Here is a 17961-nt window from a genome sequence, read left to right on the forward strand (position 1 = left end):
CGCCGCGTTCGAACCGGTTCGCGGCGGGCCGCGAGCCCCTTCCGCCGCCGCTCCCGTTCACCCCGGCCGCTGCGCGAAACGGGTTCGCGGAACGGGCCCGCGAGGCCCGCTCGTATCCGGAGCGGCACCCTCCCGGAGCATCCGTGCTGCGCACCTCGCACGGATGGCGCAATTCGCGGCGGGAGACCCCGGCGATCTTCGCGGGAGATGACGACGGGACTACCCTGCGCGGTGTGGGTATCCCTGCCTGGGTCTGGTTCCTCGTCGCCGTCCTCGCGATCGCTGCGGGCGTCGCGCTGCTGATCGCCGACCGCACACGACGCGCCCCGAACAACCGGGAGCGACGCCGCTGGGCGGCGCTGCGCGGTTGGCAGTTCGCCGAAATCGATCAAGTGCTGCCGACGCGCTGGGAACGCGGCGCGCTCGCGCAGCACAGCGGCAGCACCGCCACCGACGTCGTCGCGGGCTCCACGTTCACCGCCGACGGCCGCCGCCAGGTCTACGTGCTCGACCTCACCGTGAACAACAAGGTCGCCACCGTGCTCGCCGGCGTGCGCTGCCGCCGCAGCATCAGCACCACCCTCGAACTCTGGCAGCCGGACGTGCCGGTGCCGCAGGACTCCGGGCTGGACCTGCTCGGTCCCGTCGGCTCCCGGTACGCCTTCGTCACCGAGGTCGCCGCCGCTCGTCCGCTGGTCACGCCGTCGCTGGTGGAGGCGGCCGAAGAGGTCGGGCCCGACGTCACCGTGGTGTGGCTGGAGCAGGACTGGGTGCTGGCCGCCATCGAACCCGACGGCGCCGACCCGGCCCGCCTGGAACGCCTGCTGCGCTCGCTGGGCGAGCTCGCCGACATCATCGACCCGTTCGAAACCGACCCGAACGAGTCCCTGGACGAGCCGGAGCCCGCCGCGGACGCCGAACCCACCCGGCAGCTCAAGGGAGCGACCGGGGCGACGTCCCCGGCGGACACCAACGAGACGATCCGCGTCGAGCGGGCCGAGCACTCCGAGAACCAGTCCTGACGGAAGCCGGTCGGCAAGGCGATACGGTGCGAGCCATGCCTACCGCACTCGTCACCGGCCCCACCGCCGGAATCGGCAACGCCTTCGCCCGCAGGCTCGCCGCCGAGGGACACGACCTGGTGCTCGTCGCCCGCGACGGCACGAGGTTGGAGGCGCTGGCCGAGGCGCTGCGCGCCCGCCACGGCGTCACCGTCGAGGTGCTCGTGGCGGACCTCGCCGACGAAGCGCAGCTCGCGGAGGTGGAGCGGCGCGTCGCCGACGAGCGGCGGCCGGTGGACCTGCTGGTCAACAACGCGGGTTTCGGCACCTCCGGGGCGTTCTGGGACACCGACCGGGCCACGCTGGGCAAGCAGCTCGACCTGAACGTGGCCGCCGTGCTGCGGCTGACGCACGCGGTGGTGCCGGGGATGCGGGCGCGCGGCGGCGGCGACGTCATCAACGTGTCCAGCGTCGCCGGTTTCTTCTCGGTGGCCGGTTCGAGCTACGCCGCCACCAAGTCCTGGGTGACGACGTTCTCCGAAGGCCTGGCCGCGGCGCTGACCGGCAGCGGGGTGCGCGTCATGGCCTTGTGTCCCGGCTTCACCCGCACCGAGTTCCACGAGCGCGCCGGGTTGTCCATGGGCCGCCTCCCGAAGGCGTTCTGGCTGCGAGCCGACGACGTCGTCCACGAGGGCCTCTCCGACCTGCGCCGAGGCCGCTCGGTCTCGATCCCGAGCCCGCAGTACAAGGCGCTGGTCACCGTGGGCCGCCTCATCCCCCACCGCCTCCAGCGAGCAGTGGTCACCCGTGCGGTCCCCGGCCGAACCTGAGCCACCGCGGAAGCAGCCGGCCGAGCCCATGCCTCGCGGCGAAGCCGTGCCTTGGGCGGCGAAGCCCGCCTGCTTTGCGGCCGAAGGCCGTGCTCGTATGCGCGCCAGCGCACAGCCCACGTCGAGAACTCGACCACCCGCGGGTTCTCAGCTGTCTTCTCGCGAGGACGGCTTTTTCCCTCGTGGCGGAGCCACTCGGGAAAAAGATCCCGCAGCGAGAAGACGGCTGAGGTTCCGCCACCCGACCACCCCAGCAGAACGAGCCCAGCCCCCCAGTAGGATCAAAACCGTGATTGACCAGCAGCGACGTGTTGAACTTGCCCGGCTAGTCACCGAACTCGCCGTGGTGCACGGCAAGGTGACGTTGTCCTCCGGCAAGGAGGCGGACTACTACGTCGACTTGCGTCGGGCGACGTTGCACCACGCCGCGGCGCCGCTCATCGGCGGCCTGCTGCGGGAGCTGACCGCGGACTGGGAGCACCACGCCGTCGGCGGCCTCACCTTGGGCGCGGACCCGGTCGCGACCGCGATGATGCACGCGCCCGGCCGCCCGCTGGATTGCTTCGTGGTCCGCAAGAACGCGAAGGCCCACGGCATGCAGCGCCGCATCGAAGGCCCCGGTGTCGCGGGCCGCAAGGTGCTCGCCGTGGAGGACACCTCCACCACCGGTGGCAGCGTGCTCACGGCGGTGGAGGCGCTGCGCGAGGAGAACGCCGAGGTCGTCGGCGTGGTGACGGTGGTCGACCGGGGCACCGGTGCGAAGGAGGCCATCGAGGCCGCCGGGTTGAGCTACCGTTCGCTGCTGAACCTGGCCGATCTCGGCTTGAGCTGACCCCGTTGGAGAACGGTCGTACCTCGTGGAAGCAATCGTCCCGCTCGCCTTCGTCCTGATCGTCCTGGTCCTGGTGGGCGGGGTGCTGCTCGCCGTGCTCGGCCGCAAGCGCTCCGCCGGGAACTTCCAGCGGCTGCTGCGGTCCGGGCCGGGCTGGCGGCAGGTGCCGGGCAACGAGCTGTGGCGGCAGGTGCGGGTGCTGCGGGAGTTCGCGAGTTCCCGCGGCCTGCACGACTACTTCCACTTGGCGGGACAGCACCGCGGCCGGTCGTTCGAGGCCGTGCAGTACCGGCGTCCACCGGGGCTCGGGCAGCGGGTGTTCACCTTCGGGTTCGCCGTGGTGCTGCCGCGCCCGGTGCCCGGACCTGAGCTCCGGCTGGCGCGTTCAGGCGTGTTCGGCGCGCTCGGCCAGGACTTGCGGGTCGCTTCGGGCGACCCGGAGTTCGACCGCGCGTACCTGCTGACCTCGCCGGACGCGGAGTTCGCGCGCCGCGCGGTCCCGCCGGGCCTGGCGCGCGCCCTGCTCACCGATGAACGCATGAAGGACGTCGTGCTGGAGTTCGCGCCGGATCACGTCGTCGCGTTCCGGGGCGGCTCGGCGAAGCCGGAGACGGTGCTGCCGGTGCTCGACCTGCTGGTCGACGTGCACGGCGGCGTTCCGTGGGGGGAGCTGTCCGGGCGATGAACCAGGAGACGGACGTGCCCGGTCCCACCGAGTGGGGGACCGGCGTCGGCGTGGGGCCCTGGGAGGGGCCGTGGCCGGACGACGAGCGCTACGACCCGGAGCTGCTGGCCGAGGGTGACCGGCGCAACGTCGTGGACCACTACCGGTACTGGCACCGGGACGCGGTGGTCGCCGACCTCGACACCCGGCGCCACGACTTCCACGTGGCCATCGAGAACTTCCAGCACGACCACAACATCGGGACGGTGGTGCGCACCGCGAACGCGTTCGCGGCCCGCGCCGTGCACATCGTGGGCCGCCGCCGCTGGAACCGGCGCGGCGCGATGGTCACCGACCGGTACCAGCACGTGCACCACCACCCGGACCTGGGCTCGTTGCGCGAGTTCGCCGCCGAGCAAGGGCTGGCGATCGTCGCGGTGGACAACACGCCGGGCGCGACGCCCATCGAGCGCACCGCGCTGCCGGAGCGCTGCGTGCTGCTGTTCGGCCAAGAGGGGCCGGGGTTGCACTCGGACTCGCGGGACACCGCGGACGCGGTGGTGTCCATCGCGCAGTTCGGGTCGACCCGTTCGATCAACGCGGGGGTGGCGGCGGGCATCGCCATGCACGCCTGGATCGCGCAGCACGCGGACCCGTCCCGCGCCTGGTGAGGGCGTGAAAAAGCCCGGCCGGCGCGGGTCGTCCGCGTCCGGCCGGGCTCAGGTGCCAGTGGTTCAGGCGGCGTCCTTCGCCTTGGTCCGGCGTCCTCGCACGTACTCGATGATGATCGGGAGGATCGAGATGAAGACGATCAGGATCGCCATCGCCTCGAGGTTCTCCTTGATGATCGGGATGGTGCCGAGGAAGTAGCCCAGCACCGTCATGCCCGCGGCCCAGGCCACGGCGCCGATGGCGGAGTAGGTGAAGAACTTCCGCTGGTCCATCTGCCCGATGCCGGCGACGGCGGTGATGAACGTGCGCACGATCGGCACGAACCGGGCGAGGATGATCGCGCGGGCGCCGTAGCGCTCGAAGAACTCGTGGGTCTTGTCGACGTGTTCGGTCTTGAACAGCTTCGAGTCGGGCTTGTTGAACAGGGCGGGCCCGACCTTCCGGCCGATCCAGTACCCGGTCACGTTGCCGACGAACGCGCACACGGACAGCAGCAGGCAGGTCAGCCAGATCGGCGTGGAGATCGCACCGGTCGCCACGAACAGACCCGTCACGAACAGCAGCGAGTCACCGGGCAGGAAGAACCCGATGAGCAGGCCGCACTCCGCGAAGATGATCAGGCAGACACCGATCAGCGCGAACGGGCCGAGCGAGCTGACGATGTTCTCCGGATCCAGCCAGGACGGCAGCAGGGCGAGCGTGGACGTGCCAGCGGCGTTGAGCATCGCGGGGAGTTCGGTCGTCACGCTCGCCAACGGTACCGGTGCCCGTTGGGCGTGAACCGCCAGCCCGACCCCCGCCGCTCGGGGCGGGGCAAGTCGCCGCGCCGGACGAGTTCTGGTGACGTCCGACTCGTCGGGCGGTGCGACCGCGGATCAAGCGAGGGTGAGCACTCCGGCGAGGCCGCCCGCGGCGATGCCGAGCAGCAGGGCGAACAGCAGCACCGGTCCGACCGGCAGCCCGCGCGGCGCGGGCTGCCGGGCAGGTGGTGGGGGCTGCGGCGAGGGCGGGGCGACGTTGCCGGGCTGCCCGCCGACGGCCTGCGCGCGCAGCGCGGCGGACAGCAGGTTCTCCGGGGTGTCCCGCGAACTCTCCATGCCTGCCAGCGTAGGAGGTTGTTCTCTCGCTCGTCCGGCTCGGGTGGCCGGGTGGCGGAACCTCAGCGGATTCCTCGCTGCGGGATCAATTTTTCGAGTGGCTCCGCCACACGCAAAATTGCTGTCCTCGCGAGGAAACCACTGAGAACCCGCCGGTGGTCCGGCTGCGCGCGTGGTCGCTGCTCAGCGGCTTCGCCGCTGACACGACGACGATCACGCCCGGAACGGTGCGGGCTCTCGCCGGTCGCGGCGGTGCGGGCTCACCGGCTGGTCGAGTGCCAGGTCCCGGCCTTCATGACGCGCCGCAGGTTCAGGTCGTCGTCGAGCAGCACGAGGTCCGCGGCCAAGCCCGGCCGCAGCGAGCCGACCCGGTCGGCGGCGCCGAGCAGCTCGGCGGGCCGGGTCGAGGCGGCGTGCACGGCCGCCGTCACCGGCAGCCCGCCGCCGTGGACGAGGTTGCGGAAGGCGGCGTCCATGGTGAGCGTGCTGCCCGCGAGCGAACCGTCGGCCAGCCGCGGTTCCCCGTCGACCACCGTCACCGGGAGCTTGCCCAGCTCGTAGGTCCCGTCCCCGGCGCCGGTGGCGCTGATCGCGTCGGTGATCAGCACGGTCCGGCCGGTGCCTGCGTGCCGCGCGGCGAAGCCCACCACGGCCGGGTGCAGGTGCACGAGGTCGCAGATCAGCTCCACCGTGATGCGCTCGTCGTCGAGCAGGGTGCCGACGGGGCCGGGCTCGCGGTGGTGCAGCGGGCGCATCCCGTTGAACAGGTGGGTGGCGACCGTCGCCCCGGCGTCGACCGCGGGCAGCACCTGCTCGCGGACGGCGTCGGTGTGCCCGATGGCGGCGATCACGCCCTGCTCGGCGAGGGTGCGCACGGCGGGGATCGCGCCGTCGAGCTCCGGCGCCAGCGTCACCATCCGGATCGAGCCCTTGCCCGCCTTGAGCAGGGTGCGCACCGCCTGCTCGTCGGGTTCCCGCAGCAGCGCCGGGTCGTGCGCGCCGCAGCGCGCCGCGGACAGGAAGGGGCCTTCCAGGTGGATGCCGTCGAGCAGGCCGTCGACGACCAGCTCGTGCAGCGCGCCGACCTGCTTGGCCAGGTCGGCCAGCGGGGCGGTGACGAGGCTGGCGAGCGTCGTGGTGGTGCCGTGCGAGCGGTGCGCGGCGAGTGCGGCGCGCGTCTGGTCGGCTTCGAGCCCGGTGAACGAGCCGCCGCCTCCGCCGTGGCAGTGGATGTCGACGAAACCGGGCACCAGCCAGCCGTCGCCGAGGTCGGTGGCCCCGGCGGGCGCGGGCCCGGTGCCGAGCTCGTCGATGACGGAGCCGGACAGCCGGATCCAGCCGTTCTCCAGCACGCCGTCCGGGGTGACGATGCGGCTCGCGGTGAGGGTGCGGGCCCCGGTGTCGTGCGCGTTCACTGGCTGTCCCCACTTTCGTTGTCGCCCGCGCCGCGGTGTCGCCGGGGCCGCGGGCGAGGCCGCGTCGGGCGGCGATGGCTGCGGTGGTCGGCGCTGCCATCTTCCGGCACCGACCCGTTAATGGTCTACACCAGCATGGTGTGGTCTTCGCTGCCGCGCCGTCGGATCATGGGGTGCCGCCCGGTGCCCTGCGGCAGGAGGGTGAAAACCCGATGTTGATCGGGTGATCTTGGTGGTAGCCCGAACGGCCGCTCCGGAAGCGTCGGCGCCTCGGAGGCACCTCGCGCCGACGGCACGGCGATCTCCCCGGTCGTCGCCGTCCGCAGCTCGCTCACCTGATCAGCGGACCCGCGTCGGGGTGATCACTCTGAGGGGTCGCCGTTGACCCGGCTCAGGGCGGCTGCGCGGGGCGGGAACCGCGCTCAGTGCGAGCGCATGACCTTCTGCAGGGCTTCCAGGCCGCGGCTGGCGGTGGACTTCACGGTTCCCTTCGAGACGCCGGTGGCCTCGGAGATCTCGGCCTCGGTGAGGTTGCCGTAGTAGCGCAGCACCAGCACCTCGCGCTGCCGCGGCGGCAGTTCGCCCAGCGCCGCCACCACCGCCTGGTGCTCCGCGGTGAGCATCGCCAGCGACTCCGCGGAGCGCGCGTCGGCCTGGTGCGGCGGCTGGTACTCGCGGGCCGTCTTGCGGCGCCGCAGCACCGAGCGGCTGCCGTTGACCACGGCGGTGCGCAGGTAGCCGATGGCGGCCTTCGCGTCGCGCAGGCCGGACCAGTTGCGGTAGAGCCCGGTGAACGCCTCCTGCACCACGTCCTCGGCGGTCGCCGGTTCGTCGACCAGCAGGATCGCCAGCCGGACCATGCGCATCCGCTGCTGGCGGTACAGGTCTTCGAGGGTGAGCGGTTGGTCGGTGGCGGTGGATGCGGTGTCGATCGCGCGGAGGTGGCCCAGTGTCTGCTCGACGCTGCGTTCGACCCCCGCTGAGGAATCCCCGAACATGATCTGAAAGTACCGGCTTCGCCCGGCGGCTGTCCCCCGGCCGGGTAGCGTCCGGAACAGGCTCGTGATCAGGGAGGTCCGAAATGGCGAAGTTCGTGGTCGAAATGGTTTACGGCGACGACGAGGAGCGCCGGTTGGCCGTGCGGCCCGACCACCGCGTCTACGCCAAGTCACTGGCGCAGCAGGGGATCCTGCTGGCCGGGGGTCCGTACGAGGACGGCGCGGGCGCCCAGCTCGTCTACGAAGCGGCGGACGCGGCGGCGGTGCAGCGGCTGCTCGACGAGGACCCGTACCTCAAGGAGGGCGTGATCGCCTCGACCACCGTCCGTGAGTGGAACGCGATCACCGGTTCCTGGGTTTCATGATCCACTAGCCTGTTCGGGCGACCCCGCACATCCATTGGTGTGAGGATTGCGACAGCGGTGCAGATCCGCACCGATCCAGTGGTTTTCCCTATGACGCGAACGGGTAGCGCTGACCTCCACAGGCCCGCGCGGACCTCGCGCGCCCTCGTAGGATTCGGCGCGGCTCCCCGCTGCCAAGAACGACTCCACCCCGAGGAGGACGACCGATGCCCATCGCTACCCCCGAGGTCTACGCGGAGATGCTGGACCGGGCGAAGTCAAGTGAGTTCGCCTACCCGGCCATCAACGTGACCTCGTCGGAGACGCTCAACGCGGCGCTGCGTGGCTTCGCCGAGGCCGAGAGCGACGGCATCATCCAGGTCTCGACCGGTGGCGCCGAGTTCGCCTCCGGTACGAAGGTCAAGGACATGGTCACCGGGGCCACCGCGCTCGCGGAGTACGCGCACGTCGTGGCCGCCAAGTACCCGGTGAACATCGCGCTGCACACCGACCACTGCCCCAAGGACAAGCTGGACGGCTACGTCCGGCCGCTGATCCAGATCAGCCAGGAGCGGGTCGACCGCGGCGAGAACCCGCTGTTCCAGTCGCACATGTGGGACGGCTCGGCCATCGAGCTGCACGAGAACCTGCAGATCGCCTCCGAGCTGCTCGACACGGCGGCCAAGGCGAAGATCATCCTGGAGCTGGAGGTCGGCGTCGTCGGCGGCGAAGAGGACGGCGTCGCCAACGACATCAACGACAAGCTCTACACCGCCGCGGGCGACTACGAGCACACCGTGGACGCGCTCGGCGCCGGGGAGAAGGGCCGCTACCTGCTGGCCGCGACCTTCGGCAACGTGCACGGCGTGTACAAGCCCGGCAACGTCAAGCTGCGCCCCGAGATCCTCAAGCAGGGCCAGGAAGTCGCCTCCCAGAAGCTGGGCCTGCCCGCCGGGTCCAAGCCGTTCGACCTGGTCTTCCACGGTGGATCCGGTTCGCTGCTGGAGGAGATCCACGAGGCGGTCTCCTACGGCGTCGTGAAGATGAACATCGACACCGACACCCAGTACGCCTTCACCCGGCCCATCGCCGAGCACATGTTCAAGAACTACGACGGCGTGCTCAAGGTCGACGGCGAGGTCGGCAACAAGAAGGTCTACGACCCGCGCAGCTACCTGAAGGCCGCGGAGCAGGCCATGGCCGCCCGCGTCGCCCACGGCTGCGAGACGCTGAAGTCCGCGGGCCGCATGCTGGCCGGCTGACACCGCACCGCACCTCGAACGCCACCCCGGACCGAGCACCGGGGTGGCGTTCGCGCGTCGGATGACAGGATGACGCCATGACGAACCTGCTGGAGCCACCGGAAACGCTGCTGCCGGAGAACACCACCGCACAGGCCGCGCTCGACGCCGGAACCGACCCGGCGAAGGTCGCCGCGGAGTTCCCCGCGTTCAGCGCCGCCTGGGCGCAGCTCGGCGAGGCCGCGCTGGAGCGCGAGGAGTTCATCGCCGCCTACGCCTACGCGCGCACCGGCTACCACCGCGGCCTGGACGCGCTGCGCAAGTCCGGCTGGAAGGGCTTCGGCCCGGTGCCGTGGCGGCACCGCCCCAACCAGGGCGTGCTGCGCGCCGTCGCCGTGCTGGCCAAGGCCGCGAGCGCGATCGGCGAGACCGAGGAGTTCGACCGCTGCCGCCAGCTCCTGCTCGACAGCGACCCCGCCTCGGTGGAGGCCACCGGAGTGGCGTGACGCCATAGCGGAGGGTCCGGTGCGCCGGACCCTCCCGAGCAGGGTGCTTCCTCCGGGAACCCGACCGGCAGCGGCCGGTACGACCTGGGTGATCGCCTGCGCGCTCCTCGTGGCGCAGAATGAGCGCGTGCAGCGGGTGCGGCAGGAGTTGAGTCGGCGGTTGCGGCGGTTGTTCCGGTCGGGCGTGCCGATCGTGCAGTGCGCCGTGGCCGCGGGTCTGGCGTGGGCCGTGGCGAAGCACCTGGTGGGGCATCCGGCGCCGTTCTTCGCGCCGATCGCCGCGGTGGTGTCGCTGGGCGTGTCGCTGGGGCAGCGGATGCGGCGGTCCCTGGAACTGGTCGTGGGCGTCAGCATCGGCATCGGTGTCGGCGACGTGCTGATCTCGATGATCGGCACCGGACCGTGGCAGATCGCGCTGGTCGTCGCGCTCGCCATGAGCACGGCGGTGCTCGCCGACAGCGGCGCGATCATCGTGCTGCAGGCGGCGTCCTCGTCGGTGCTGGTGGCCACGCTGCTGCCGCCCGCGACGGTCGGCGGCTGGACCCGGATGATCGACGCGGCCGTGGGCGGCCTCGTCGGATTCGCGGTCGCCGCGTTGCTGCCGGCGAACCCGCTGGCCGTGGCGCACCGCAACGGCCGGTTGGTGCTGGGCGCGCTCACCGAGGGGCTGCGCGGGGTCGCGTGGGCGGTGTCCCGGCGCGACGTCGACGTCGCCTCCGACACGCTGGCCGCGGCGCGCAAGAGCCAGAAGCTCGTGGACGAGTTCCGGACGGCGCTGGAGGCGGGCGGCGAGATCGCCAAGTTCGCCCCGATCCGGTGGCGGCGACGCGGCGACCTGGAGCGCTACGAGTCGGCGGCCACGCCGATCGACCGGGCGCTGCGCAACACGCGGGTGCTGGCGCGGCGCGCGATGGCGGCGCTGCGCGACGGGGAACCGGTGCCGCGTCCGCTGCCGGGACTGCTGGAGGAGCTGGCCGGTTCGGTGGTGCTGCTGCGCGACGAGCTGGCCAGCGGCACCGAACCGTTGCAGGCGCGCGACGCCGCGCGCTCGGTGGCCCGCCGCTCCTCGGTGGAACTGCTGGGGGAAGGCGACTTCTCGATGCAGGTGGTGGTGCTCCAGGTCCGCTCCATCGCGGTGGACCTGCTCCAGGCGACCGGCCTCACCCGGACCGAGGCGATCGCCGCCCTCCCGCCGTTGCACCCCCGCCGCGAAGGCGACCACAGCTGACCTGAGCGGTCTCGCGCCCTGCCTGTTGTCAACGGCGAAGGCCGAGCCTCGTGGCCGAAGGCAGTGCCTCGCGGCGAAGCCGTGCTTGTCATCGCGCAGCGATCAGCCCACGTGATCAAGCCGACCACCGGCGGGTTCTCAGTGAGCCTCTCGCGAGGACAGCTTTCCCTCGTGGCGGAGCCACTTGGGAAGAAGATCCCGCGGCGAGAGGCTCACCGAGGTTCCGCTACCCGGACACCTGTGCAGATCAAGCGGAACGAACGGTCACGCCATGGTGTGGCGGACGATCGTCTGGTCCCTGCCCGGGCCGACGCCGATCGCGGAGATGCGGGCACCGGCCAGCTCCTCCAGGCGCAGCACGTAGTTCTGCGCATTGGTCGGCAGGTCCTCGAAGGCGCGCGCCCCGCTGAGGTCCTCGAACCAGCCGGGCACCTCCTCGTACACGGGCACGGCGTGGTGCACGCCGGTCTGCGTCATCGGCATCTCGGTGACGCGCTGCCCGTCGACGTCGTAGGCGACGCACACCGGGATGGTCTCCAGCCCGGAGAGCACGTCGAGCTTCGTCAGGAAGTAGTCGGTGATGCCGTTGACCCGCGTCGCGTAGCGCGCGATCACCGCGTCGAACCAGCCGGTGCGCCGCGAGCGCCCGGTGGTGACGCCGAACTCGCCGCCCTGCTTGCGCAGGTTCTCGCCGGCGTCGTCGGTGAGCTCCGTCGGGAACGGGCCCGCGCCGACGCGGGTCGTGTACGACTTCAGGATGCCGATCACGGCGTTGATCCTGGTGGGCCCGATGCCGGAGCCCGCGCACGCGCCGCCGGAGGTCGGGTTCGACGAGGTCACGAACGGGTAGGTGCCGTGGTCGACGTCGAGCAGCGTGCCCTGCGACCCTTCCAGCAGCACCGTCTCGCCGCGCTCCAGCGCCTCGTTCACCAGCAGCTTCGTGTCGGCGATGCGCCCGGCGAAGCGCTCGGACTGCTCCAGCACGGTGTCCACGACCTCGTCGGCGTCCAGCGCGCGGCGGTTGTAGACCTTGACCAGCAGCTGGTTCTTGAACTCCAGCGCGGCCTCGACCTTCTGCCGCAGGATCTTCTCGTCCAGCAGGTCCTGGACGCGGACGCCGACGCGGGCGACCTTGTCCTGGTAGGCGGGGCCGATGCCGCGGCCGGTGGTGCCGATCTGCTTCTTGCCCAGGTAGCGCTCGGTGACCCGGTCGATCGCCACGTGGTACGGCATGATCATGTGCGCGTCCGCGGACAGCAGCAGCCGCGAGGTGTCCACCCCGCGCTCCTCCAGACCGGCGAGTTCGTCGAGCAGCACGCCCGGGTCGACGACGACGCCGTTGCCGATCACGTTCGTCACGCCGGGAGTGAGGATCCCGGACGGGATGAGGTGCAGGGCGAAGTCCTGCCCGTCGGGCAGCACCACGGTGTGGCCCGCGTTGTTGCCGCCCTGGTAGCGCACGACCCACTGCGCCTGCTCACCGAGCAGGTCGGTCGCCTTGCCCTTGCCCTCGTCGCCCCACTGGGCTCCGATCAGCACGATCGCCGGCATGTGAAACTCCAACCTGGACTGTGGGTCCGCGCGAGCGACTTCCCGCTTCGACGCGACACTGATGCCGGTCGATCAGGGTAAACCAGGAGCGAAACGTGAGTACCACTGCACTGTCCTGCACAAACAACGATGACACCACGCGTGCGCGCGGTGACGCAGCGTGGCACTTCGTCTCTCCCGCTCCTGGGAAGGCCGAGGTCGATGCGCTCTTGCCCGACGGCCCCGGGCGAGTCGTGGTCGAGGGTACCGATGCGGATCTCGCCGCGGTGGTGCTGCGGCTGCTGCGCAAGAACCGCATCGCCGACCTGGCGGTGGGCTACGTCCCGGTGGCGGAGTCGCCCGCGACGCGGCTGTGGGGGCTGCCCGTCGGGCCGGAAGCGCGGCGGCTCGCGTTCGAAGGCGAGGCTCGTCCGGCCGCGCTGGTGCGGGACGACTCGGGCGGGTTGCTGATCGCGTCCGGGCGCGTCGAGCCGATCACCGGGCAGGTGTACTGCGACGACCAGCGGGTGCTGCACGGCCCCGCGCGGAGCCTGGAGATCAGCCCCGACCCGGAGGCGACGCCGCTGCCGGAGCCCACCGCCGATCCGATGTCGGCGAACCTCGACCCGGCCGCCGACGGCCTGCGCGTCACCACCGTGCGCCGCGGCCTGCTGCGCACCCGCCGCGAGGTGACCAGGGGACGCGCCGTGCAGGCGGGGTTCCGCGAGGCGACGGTGCTGCGCGACGGGGTCGCGCACCCCAGGCCCGTGGGCAAATGGGCCTGGTACCGCCACACCGAGGACCTGCTGCTCGTGCGGCCGTGACGACGCCGCCGACAGCGGCGAAAAGCCCTGCGCACACACAGATTCACCAGATGTGGGCGCCGGGACGTGGCGCTTTCACGACAGGTCACCGCCTAGTCACTTCGGGGCATTGCCATGGCCACCTCGCTCGATGAGGGTCAGGATCGACATCGGCGAGATCAGCCACAGCGGAGGACCCCATGACGCCGAAACGTTCGCTTCGCGCAGCCCTGACCGCGCTGCCCCTGGCCGGCGCACTGTCGCTCGGCCTGGCCCTGCCCGCCGGTGCCGAACCGCCCGGCATCCCCGACGGCGCCACGGCGCAGACCCAGCTCGACGAGCTGAAGGTCGCGCCCGAAGGCTCCTCCGACGGCTACGACCGCGACAAGTTCCCGCACTGGAGCGAAGGGGCCGACGGGTGCAGCACCCGTGAGGCCGTGCTCAAGCGCGACGGGGAGAACGTCGAGGTCGGCTCGGACTGCTACCCGACGTCGGGCACCTGGAACAGCCCGTACGACGGCGGTTCCTGGACCCAGCCGTCCGATGTGGACATCGATCACGTGGTGCCGCTGGCCGCCGCCTGGCGTTCCGGCGCGGCGGCGTGGACCGACGAGCAGCGCGAAGCGTTCGCCAACGACCTCGAAGGCCCGCAGCTCATCGCGGTCACCGACAACGTGAACCAGGAGAAGAGCGACCAGACCCCGGACCAGTGGATGCCGCCGGAAGCGGGCTACCACTGCACTTACGCCTCGATGTGGGTCGGTTCGAAGCACAAGTACGAGCTCACGGTCACCGAAGCCGAGAAGACCGCCCTCAAGGACGCCCTCGGCACCTGCTGAGCCGCGAATCCGGAGAACGCCTCACTCGCCCGCGCAGGGCGGGTGGGGCGTTTTTCCGCCTCCGCCGGGGTTTTCGCGATGGATATCACCTGGTGGGATGGTTTTCCCGGGCGTTGACGGGGGGTTCGGGCGGGTGCGAATCTCCAGGCATGGCCGTGCGCACCGTGCTGACCGGGCGCCTGCACGTCGATCTCCGGCGGCAGGCCAGCGCGGTCTGTCGCGGTCGCTGACGCACCTCATCGCTCTGCCTCCGATCGTCCCGCGTCGACGGGCCGATCGAGGTCCGCCTGCTTAGCGAAAGCGACACGACCTTGCACCGTCGGGATTTCCTCGCTGCCCTCGCCCTGTCCACCACGACCGCAGGCCTGCTCGGAGCCTGCGGCCGGAGCCCGGACGCGGCCTCCGCGCCCGTTCCGCCGCCGGTCGGGGACGCCGAACTGCGCCGGGTCCGGCTCCGCGTCGGTGACCAGAAGGGCAACTCGCAGTCCCTGCTGCGCTCCGCCGGGCTGGACCGGGCGCCTTACGCGATCGAGTGGTCCACGTTCACCTCCGGGCCGCCGCTGCTGGAGGCCGCCTCGGCCGGGGCCATCGACATCGGCGGCGTCGGCAACACGCCCCCGCTGTTCGCGGCGGCGGCGAAGCGCAACGTGAAGGTCGTGGCCGCGTCGAAGGGCAACGTGACCAGCGACGCGCTGATCGTGCGCAAGGGGTCCCCGCTGCGGCGGGTGGAGGACCTGCGGGGCAAGAAGATCGCCGTGGCGCGCGGCAGCTCCGCGCACGGCCAGGTCTTGCTGAACCTGCGCCAGGCCGGACTCACCCCGGACGACGTGGAGCTGGTGATCCTGCAGCCCGCGGACGCGCTGGGCGCGTTCAACGGCGGCGAGGTGGACGCCTGGGCGATCTGGGACCCGTACTTCGCGCAAGTGCAGCTGGAAGCGGGCGCCGAGGTGCTCGTCGACGGAACGGGCATCTCCAACGGGCTCGACTTCCAGGTCGCCAGCGACGCGGCGCTGGCCGACGCGGCGAAGAACACCGCGCTCGCCGACTACGTGGTGCGGGTGGCGAAGGCGCAGATCTTCTCCGACGCGCACCGGCCCGAGCGGGCGAAGGCGTGGGCCGAGGACACCGGCCTGCCCATCGAGGTGACGCGCCGCGCCACCGACGCCGGGCCGAACCTGCCGATCCCGCTGGACGACGCGGTGATCCGCTCCTCGCAGGAGCTGGCGGACGCGTTCGTGCGGGCCGAGGAGATCCCGCGCGCGTTCGACTTCGCCGAGTACGTCGACACCCGATTCGAGCAGCGGCTCGCCGCCGTCCGCTGACCGCCCTGTCCTCGGACTTGCGGGCGTCCGTCGGCAGCGGCGGAGCCGTCGAGGCTCCGCTGCCCGGCCCCCATCGCAGCGGTGTTGAAAGTCGAGCAGTGAGGTTCCGCCACCCCACGCGGAACGAGTTCGAGCTTCGGAGGGCTTCGCATGAGCATCACGGTGCACTGGTTCCTGCCCACGCACGGCGACGGTCGGTCCATCGTGGACCGTCCGCACGTGACGGCGGTGGGGGCGCAGACCCCGCGCGAACCCGACATCGACTACCTGGCGCAGGTCGCGCAGGCCGTCGAACACCTCGGGTTCACCGGGATGCTCACGCCCACCGGCAGCTGGTGCCAGGACGCGTGGGTGACCACGGCCGCGCTGCTGGGACGCACCAAGCGCATCAAGTTCCTGGTGGCGTTCCGGCCCGGTTCGCTGACGCCGACGCTGTCCGCGCAGATGGCCACCACCTACCAGCAGGTCTCCGGGGGGAGGCTGCTGCTCAACATCGTCACCGGCGGTGAGTCCGCCGAGCAGCGCCGCTACGGCGACTGGCTCGACCACGACAAGCGCTACGAGCGCACCGACGAGTTCCTCGCCGCGATGCGCGCCATCTGGTCCGGTGCACCCGCCGACTTCGACGGCGAGCACTACCGGCTGCGCGGCGCCACCGCCTACGACGTGCCGAACCCGCAGCCGCCGCTGTACTTCGGCGGTTCCTCGCCCGCGGCGCTGCCCGTGGCGGCGCGACGAGCCGACGTGCACCTGACCTGGGGCGAACCGCCCGCTCAGGTCGGGGAGCGGATCGCCCGGCTGCGGGAGCTCGCCGCAGCCGAAGGCCGCACGCTGCGGTTCGGGCTGCGGGCGCACACCATCACCCGCGACACCTCCGCCGAGGCGTGGGCCACGGCGCAGCGCTTCCTGGCCCAGATGGATCCGGCGGAGGTGGCGGCCTCGCAGGCGAAGTTCGCGGTCACCGAGTCCACCGCGCAGCGCCGGATGGCGGAACTGCACGGCGGCGTCCTGCACTCCGACGCGCGCGAGCTCGAAGTGCACCCCGGCCTGTGGTCTGGTGTCGGGCTGCTGCGCGGCGGCGCGGGCACCGCGTTCGTCGGCAGCCACGAAGAGGTCGCCGACCTCATGTCCGAGTACCACGACGTGGGCGTCGAGGAGTTCGTGTTCTCCGGCTACCCGCACCTGGAGGAGGCGTACTGGTTCGGCGAGGGCGTGCGCCCGGTGCTGGCCCGCCGCGGCCTGCTCGCCGAACAGGGCGCTCCCGCCGCCGCGCCCCGCGTCCCGGACCCCAGCCCCGCGTCCTGACCCCCCGAGCCCGGAATCGGGGCGGAACCCGATGGGGCCGGGTGATCCGCGCCCCGGGGCGCGGATCGACGGGACGGACGCGCGGGCGGCGGAGGCGCGCACCCGGGCTTCAGCCCGCGTGGTCGTCGCGGGACCGGACCGCGATGTCCGGGTGGTCGCTGAAGATCCCGTCGATCCCTTGGGCGAACAGCGCGTCGAAGTAGCCGAAGACGTCGCCGAACTCGGACGGGACGTCGGAGGAGCGGAAGTCGGCGGGCAGGAAGTCGTTCTCCGCGCGCACCGTGTACGGCACGACCTCCAGCCCGGCGGCGTGCGCGTCGGCGGTGACCCGCGTCGGACCGGTGAGGTGGCCGGTCTCGTCGACCGGCAGCAGCACCTTCGTGTCCGGTCCGATGACGTCGGCGTAACCCGCGATCTCCCGCAGTCCCTCCGGGGTCACCAGGTCCGCGTAGGTGCGCGGGTCGCCGGCCTCGATGAAGTCCTGCGGCGCGCCGCTGCCGCTGATCAGCTGCACGAGCCGCACCCGCAGCACGCGGTCCAGCTCCCGCAGGTTCGCGACCTCGAAGGACTGCACCACGACCTTCGCGTTCGGGCGGTTGAGCCCGTTGTCGTCGAGCGCCCGCGCGACCTCCGGCTCCAGCGGCAGGCCGATGTGCTGGAAGTGGCTGGGGTGCTTGGTCTCCGGCGCGACGCCGATCTCGCGGTGCAGCTCCTTCGACAGGCGGTGCGCGAGGTCGACGACCTCCTGGAAGGTGGGCACCTCGAACCGGCCGTCGTAGATCGTGTTGTTCGGGCGCAGCTCGGGGATGCGTTCGACCGCCCGCAGCGTCTTGAGCTCGGCGAGGGTGAAGTCCTCGGTGAACCAGCCGGTCAGCTCGACGCCGTCGATGACCTTGGTGGTCTTGCGGTCGGCGAACTCGGGGCGGTCGGCGACGTCGGTGGTGCCGCTGATCTCGTTCTCGTGCCGCGACACGAGCACGCCGTCGCGGGTGGAGACCAGGTCGGGCTCGATGTAGTCGGCGCCCATCCGCGCCGCCAGCTCGTAGGAGGCCAGCGTGTGCTCCGGCCGGTAGCCGGAGGCGCCGCGGTGCCCGAACACCTCGACGCGGTCCGCCTCGGCGGGAGCGGACGGGGCCGCGGCGGCCGGGAGCTGCGCGAGGCTGCTCAGCGCGGCGACCGTGGACACGGCGAGCGCCGCCAGGTGCGTCCGGATCAGCATCTGTCCTCCAGTGGTGGTTCGTGCGCGGGAAGGGCCGCGCGCCCGGCTCGACCCTTGCCGGGGTGAGCGACGTCTTCGGCAAGACCACGCGACCATCGGGTGAACTCGGCGTGGG

At 71.7% G+C, this 17961-nt stretch carries 21 protein-coding genes; 14 read left to right on the forward strand and 7 right to left on the reverse strand.

The features are described from left to right. Positions 1-233 precede the first annotated feature (233 nt). From OOZ19_RS00210 to OOZ19_RS00230, 5 genes are all read left to right on the forward strand, one after another. Positions 234-1022, forward strand: a complete 789-nt coding sequence (locus OOZ19_RS00210) for a TtfA family protein (protein WP_266086869.1) — start codon at positions 234-236, stop codon at positions 1020-1022. A gap of 35 nt (positions 1023-1057) precedes the next feature. Further along, positions 1058-1831, forward strand: coding sequence for an SDR family NAD(P)-dependent oxidoreductase (locus OOZ19_RS00215; RefSeq protein WP_266086872.1), 774 nt, complete (start codon positions 1058-1060; stop codon positions 1829-1831). Positions 1832-2120: 289 nt separating this feature from the next. Then, on the forward strand, positions 2121-2663 hold the full coding sequence (pyrE, locus tag OOZ19_RS00220) for an orotate phosphoribosyltransferase (protein WP_416309372.1): 543 nt from the start codon (positions 2121-2123) through the stop codon (positions 2661-2663). A 25-nt stretch (positions 2664-2688) separates the two neighbouring features. After that, entirely contained in the window at positions 2689-3348 is a 660-nt protein-coding gene (locus tag OOZ19_RS00225) for a hypothetical protein (RefSeq protein ID WP_266086874.1), read from the forward strand. Continuing rightward, entirely contained in the window at positions 3345-3998 is a 654-nt protein-coding gene (locus OOZ19_RS00230; protein ID WP_266086876.1) for a TrmH family RNA methyltransferase, read from the forward strand. Before OOZ19_RS00225 ends, OOZ19_RS00230 begins: the two co-directional genes overlap by 4 nt. Positions 3999-4061: 63 nt before the next feature. On the opposite strand, the gene OOZ19_RS00235 is transcribed toward OOZ19_RS00230, so the two are convergent. From OOZ19_RS00235 to OOZ19_RS00255, 5 genes are all read right to left on the reverse strand, one after another. Beyond that, complete coding sequence (locus tag OOZ19_RS00235) at positions 4062-4724, reverse strand: VTT domain-containing protein (RefSeq protein WP_266087723.1); 663 nt, start codon at positions 4722-4724, stop codon at positions 4062-4064. Between the two features lie 150 nt (positions 4725-4874). Next, a complete protein-coding gene (locus OOZ19_RS00240) occupies positions 4875-5096 on the reverse strand; it encodes a hypothetical protein (protein WP_266086878.1) in 222 nt (73 codons plus the stop codon). Between the two features lie 260 nt (positions 5097-5356). Continuing rightward, entirely contained in the window at positions 5357-6511 is a 1155-nt protein-coding gene (gene nagA / locus OOZ19_RS00245) for an N-acetylglucosamine-6-phosphate deacetylase (RefSeq protein WP_266086880.1), read from the reverse strand. 125 nt (positions 6512-6636) lie between these two features. Next, positions 6637-6846 carry a hypothetical protein gene (locus OOZ19_RS00250; protein ID WP_266086882.1) on the reverse strand — a complete coding sequence of 70 codons (210 nt, stop codon included), beginning with the start codon at positions 6844-6846 and terminating at the stop codon, positions 6637-6639. Between the two features lie 87 nt (positions 6847-6933). Then, positions 6934-7509: a SigE family RNA polymerase sigma factor gene (locus OOZ19_RS00255; RefSeq protein ID WP_266086884.1), complete on the reverse strand. Its 576-nt coding sequence runs from the start codon at positions 7507-7509 to the stop codon at positions 6934-6936. An 83-nt stretch (positions 7510-7592) separates the two neighbouring features. Here OOZ19_RS00255 and OOZ19_RS00260 point away from each other — a divergent pair, with 83 nt between their 5' ends. The 4 genes from OOZ19_RS00260 (at position 7593) to OOZ19_RS00275 (ending at position 10828) form a co-directional block, all read left to right on the forward strand. Further along, complete coding sequence (locus OOZ19_RS00260; protein WP_266086886.1) at positions 7593-7874, forward strand: YciI family protein; 282 nt, start codon at positions 7593-7595, stop codon at positions 7872-7874. 206 nt (positions 7875-8080) lie between these two features. Next, positions 8081-9115, forward strand: a complete 1035-nt coding sequence (fbaA, locus tag OOZ19_RS00265; protein ID WP_266086887.1) for a class II fructose-bisphosphate aldolase — start codon at positions 8081-8083, stop codon at positions 9113-9115. Positions 9116-9192: 77 nt separating this feature from the next. After that, positions 9193-9600 carry a DUF3151 domain-containing protein gene (locus OOZ19_RS00270; protein ID WP_266086889.1) on the forward strand — a complete coding sequence of 136 codons (408 nt, stop codon included), beginning with the start codon at positions 9193-9195 and terminating at the stop codon, positions 9598-9600. A gap of 127 nt (positions 9601-9727) precedes the next feature. Further along, on the forward strand, positions 9728-10828 hold the full coding sequence (locus tag OOZ19_RS00275) for an FUSC family protein (RefSeq protein ID WP_266086891.1): 1101 nt from the start codon (positions 9728-9730) through the stop codon (positions 10826-10828). A gap of 264 nt (positions 10829-11092) precedes the next feature. Here the strand turns inward: OOZ19_RS00275 and OOZ19_RS00280 are convergent, their stop codons facing one another. Beyond that, positions 11093-12379 carry an adenylosuccinate synthase gene (locus tag OOZ19_RS00280; protein ID WP_266086893.1) on the reverse strand — a complete coding sequence of 429 codons (1287 nt, stop codon included), beginning with the start codon at positions 12377-12379 and terminating at the stop codon, positions 11093-11095. 233 nt (positions 12380-12612) lie between these two features. Between OOZ19_RS00280 and OOZ19_RS00285 the strand changes: the two genes are divergently transcribed. The 5 genes from OOZ19_RS00285 (at position 12613) to OOZ19_RS00300 (ending at position 16627) form a co-directional block, all read left to right on the forward strand. Next, positions 12613-13182, forward strand: coding sequence for a hypothetical protein (locus OOZ19_RS00285; protein WP_266086895.1), 570 nt, complete (start codon positions 12613-12615; stop codon positions 13180-13182). Between the two features lie 179 nt (positions 13183-13361). Beyond that, positions 13362-14000 (forward strand): HNH endonuclease family protein, encoded by a 639-nt coding sequence (locus OOZ19_RS00290; protein ID WP_266086897.1) that lies wholly within the window; start codon positions 13362-13364, stop codon positions 13998-14000. 149 nt (positions 14001-14149) lie between these two features. Then, positions 14150-14230, forward strand: a complete 81-nt coding sequence (locus OOZ19_RS30055) for a putative leader peptide (RefSeq protein WP_416309381.1) — start codon at positions 14150-14152, stop codon at positions 14228-14230. A gap of 81 nt (positions 14231-14311) precedes the next feature. Continuing rightward, positions 14312-15322 carry an ABC transporter substrate-binding protein gene (locus OOZ19_RS00295; RefSeq protein ID WP_266086899.1) on the forward strand — a complete coding sequence of 337 codons (1011 nt, stop codon included), beginning with the start codon at positions 14312-14314 and terminating at the stop codon, positions 15320-15322. Positions 15323-15472: 150 nt separating this feature from the next. Beyond that, positions 15473-16627 (forward strand): LLM class flavin-dependent oxidoreductase, encoded by a 1155-nt coding sequence (locus tag OOZ19_RS00300; protein ID WP_266086901.1) that lies wholly within the window; start codon positions 15473-15475, stop codon positions 16625-16627. Positions 16628-16736: 109 nt separating this feature from the next. On the opposite strand, the gene OOZ19_RS00305 is transcribed toward OOZ19_RS00300, so the two are convergent. After that, entirely contained in the window at positions 16737-17846 is a 1110-nt protein-coding gene (locus OOZ19_RS00305) for a glycerophosphodiester phosphodiesterase (protein ID WP_266086903.1), read from the reverse strand. Between the last annotated feature and the right edge of the window lie 115 nt (positions 17847-17961).

Origin of the sequence: Saccharopolyspora sp. NFXS83 (assembly GCF_026241095.1) — a bacterium.
Classification (GTDB): Bacteria; Actinomycetota; Actinomycetes; order Mycobacteriales; family Pseudonocardiaceae; genus Saccharopolyspora_C.

Bases quoted from the DNA above. Each gene is read 5' to 3' on its own strand.
- OOZ19_RS00215 (WP_266086872.1), top strand. From the start codon at position 1,058: ATGCCTACCGCACTCGTCACCGGCCCCACCGCCGGAATCGGCAACGCC.
- OOZ19_RS00230 (WP_266086876.1), top strand. From the start codon at position 3,345: ATGAACCAGGAGACGGACGTGCCCGGTCCCACCGAGTGGGGGACCGGC.
- OOZ19_RS00235 (WP_266087723.1), bottom strand. From the start codon at position 4,724: ATGCTCAACGCCGCTGGCACGTCCACGCTCGCCCTGCTGCCGTCCTGG.
- OOZ19_RS00240 (WP_266086878.1), bottom strand. From the start codon at position 5,096: ATGGAGAGTTCGCGGGACACCCCGGAGAACCTGCTGTCCGCCGCGCTG.
- OOZ19_RS00255 (WP_266086884.1), bottom strand. From the start codon at position 7,509: ATGTTCGGGGATTCCTCAGCGGGGGTCGAACGCAGCGTCGAGCAGACA.
- OOZ19_RS00260 (WP_266086886.1), top strand. From the start codon at position 7,593: ATGGCGAAGTTCGTGGTCGAAATGGTTTACGGCGACGACGAGGAGCGC.
- fbaA (WP_266086887.1), top strand. From the start codon at position 8,081: ATGCCCATCGCTACCCCCGAGGTCTACGCGGAGATGCTGGACCGGGCG.
- OOZ19_RS00270 (WP_266086889.1), top strand. From the start codon at position 9,193: ATGACGAACCTGCTGGAGCCACCGGAAACGCTGCTGCCGGAGAACACC.
- OOZ19_RS00280 (WP_266086893.1), bottom strand. From the start codon at position 12,379: ATGCCGGCGATCGTGCTGATCGGAGCCCAGTGGGGCGACGAGGGCAAG.
- OOZ19_RS00290 (WP_266086897.1), top strand. From the start codon at position 13,362: ATGACGCCGAAACGTTCGCTTCGCGCAGCCCTGACCGCGCTGCCCCTG.
- OOZ19_RS30055 (WP_416309381.1), top strand. From the start codon at position 14,150: ATGGCCGTGCGCACCGTGCTGACCGGGCGCCTGCACGTCGATCTCCGG.
- OOZ19_RS00300 (WP_266086901.1), top strand. From the start codon at position 15,473: ATGAGCATCACGGTGCACTGGTTCCTGCCCACGCACGGCGACGGTCGG.
- OOZ19_RS00305 (WP_266086903.1), bottom strand. From the start codon at position 17,846: ATGCTGATCCGGACGCACCTGGCGGCGCTCGCCGTGTCCACGGTCGCC.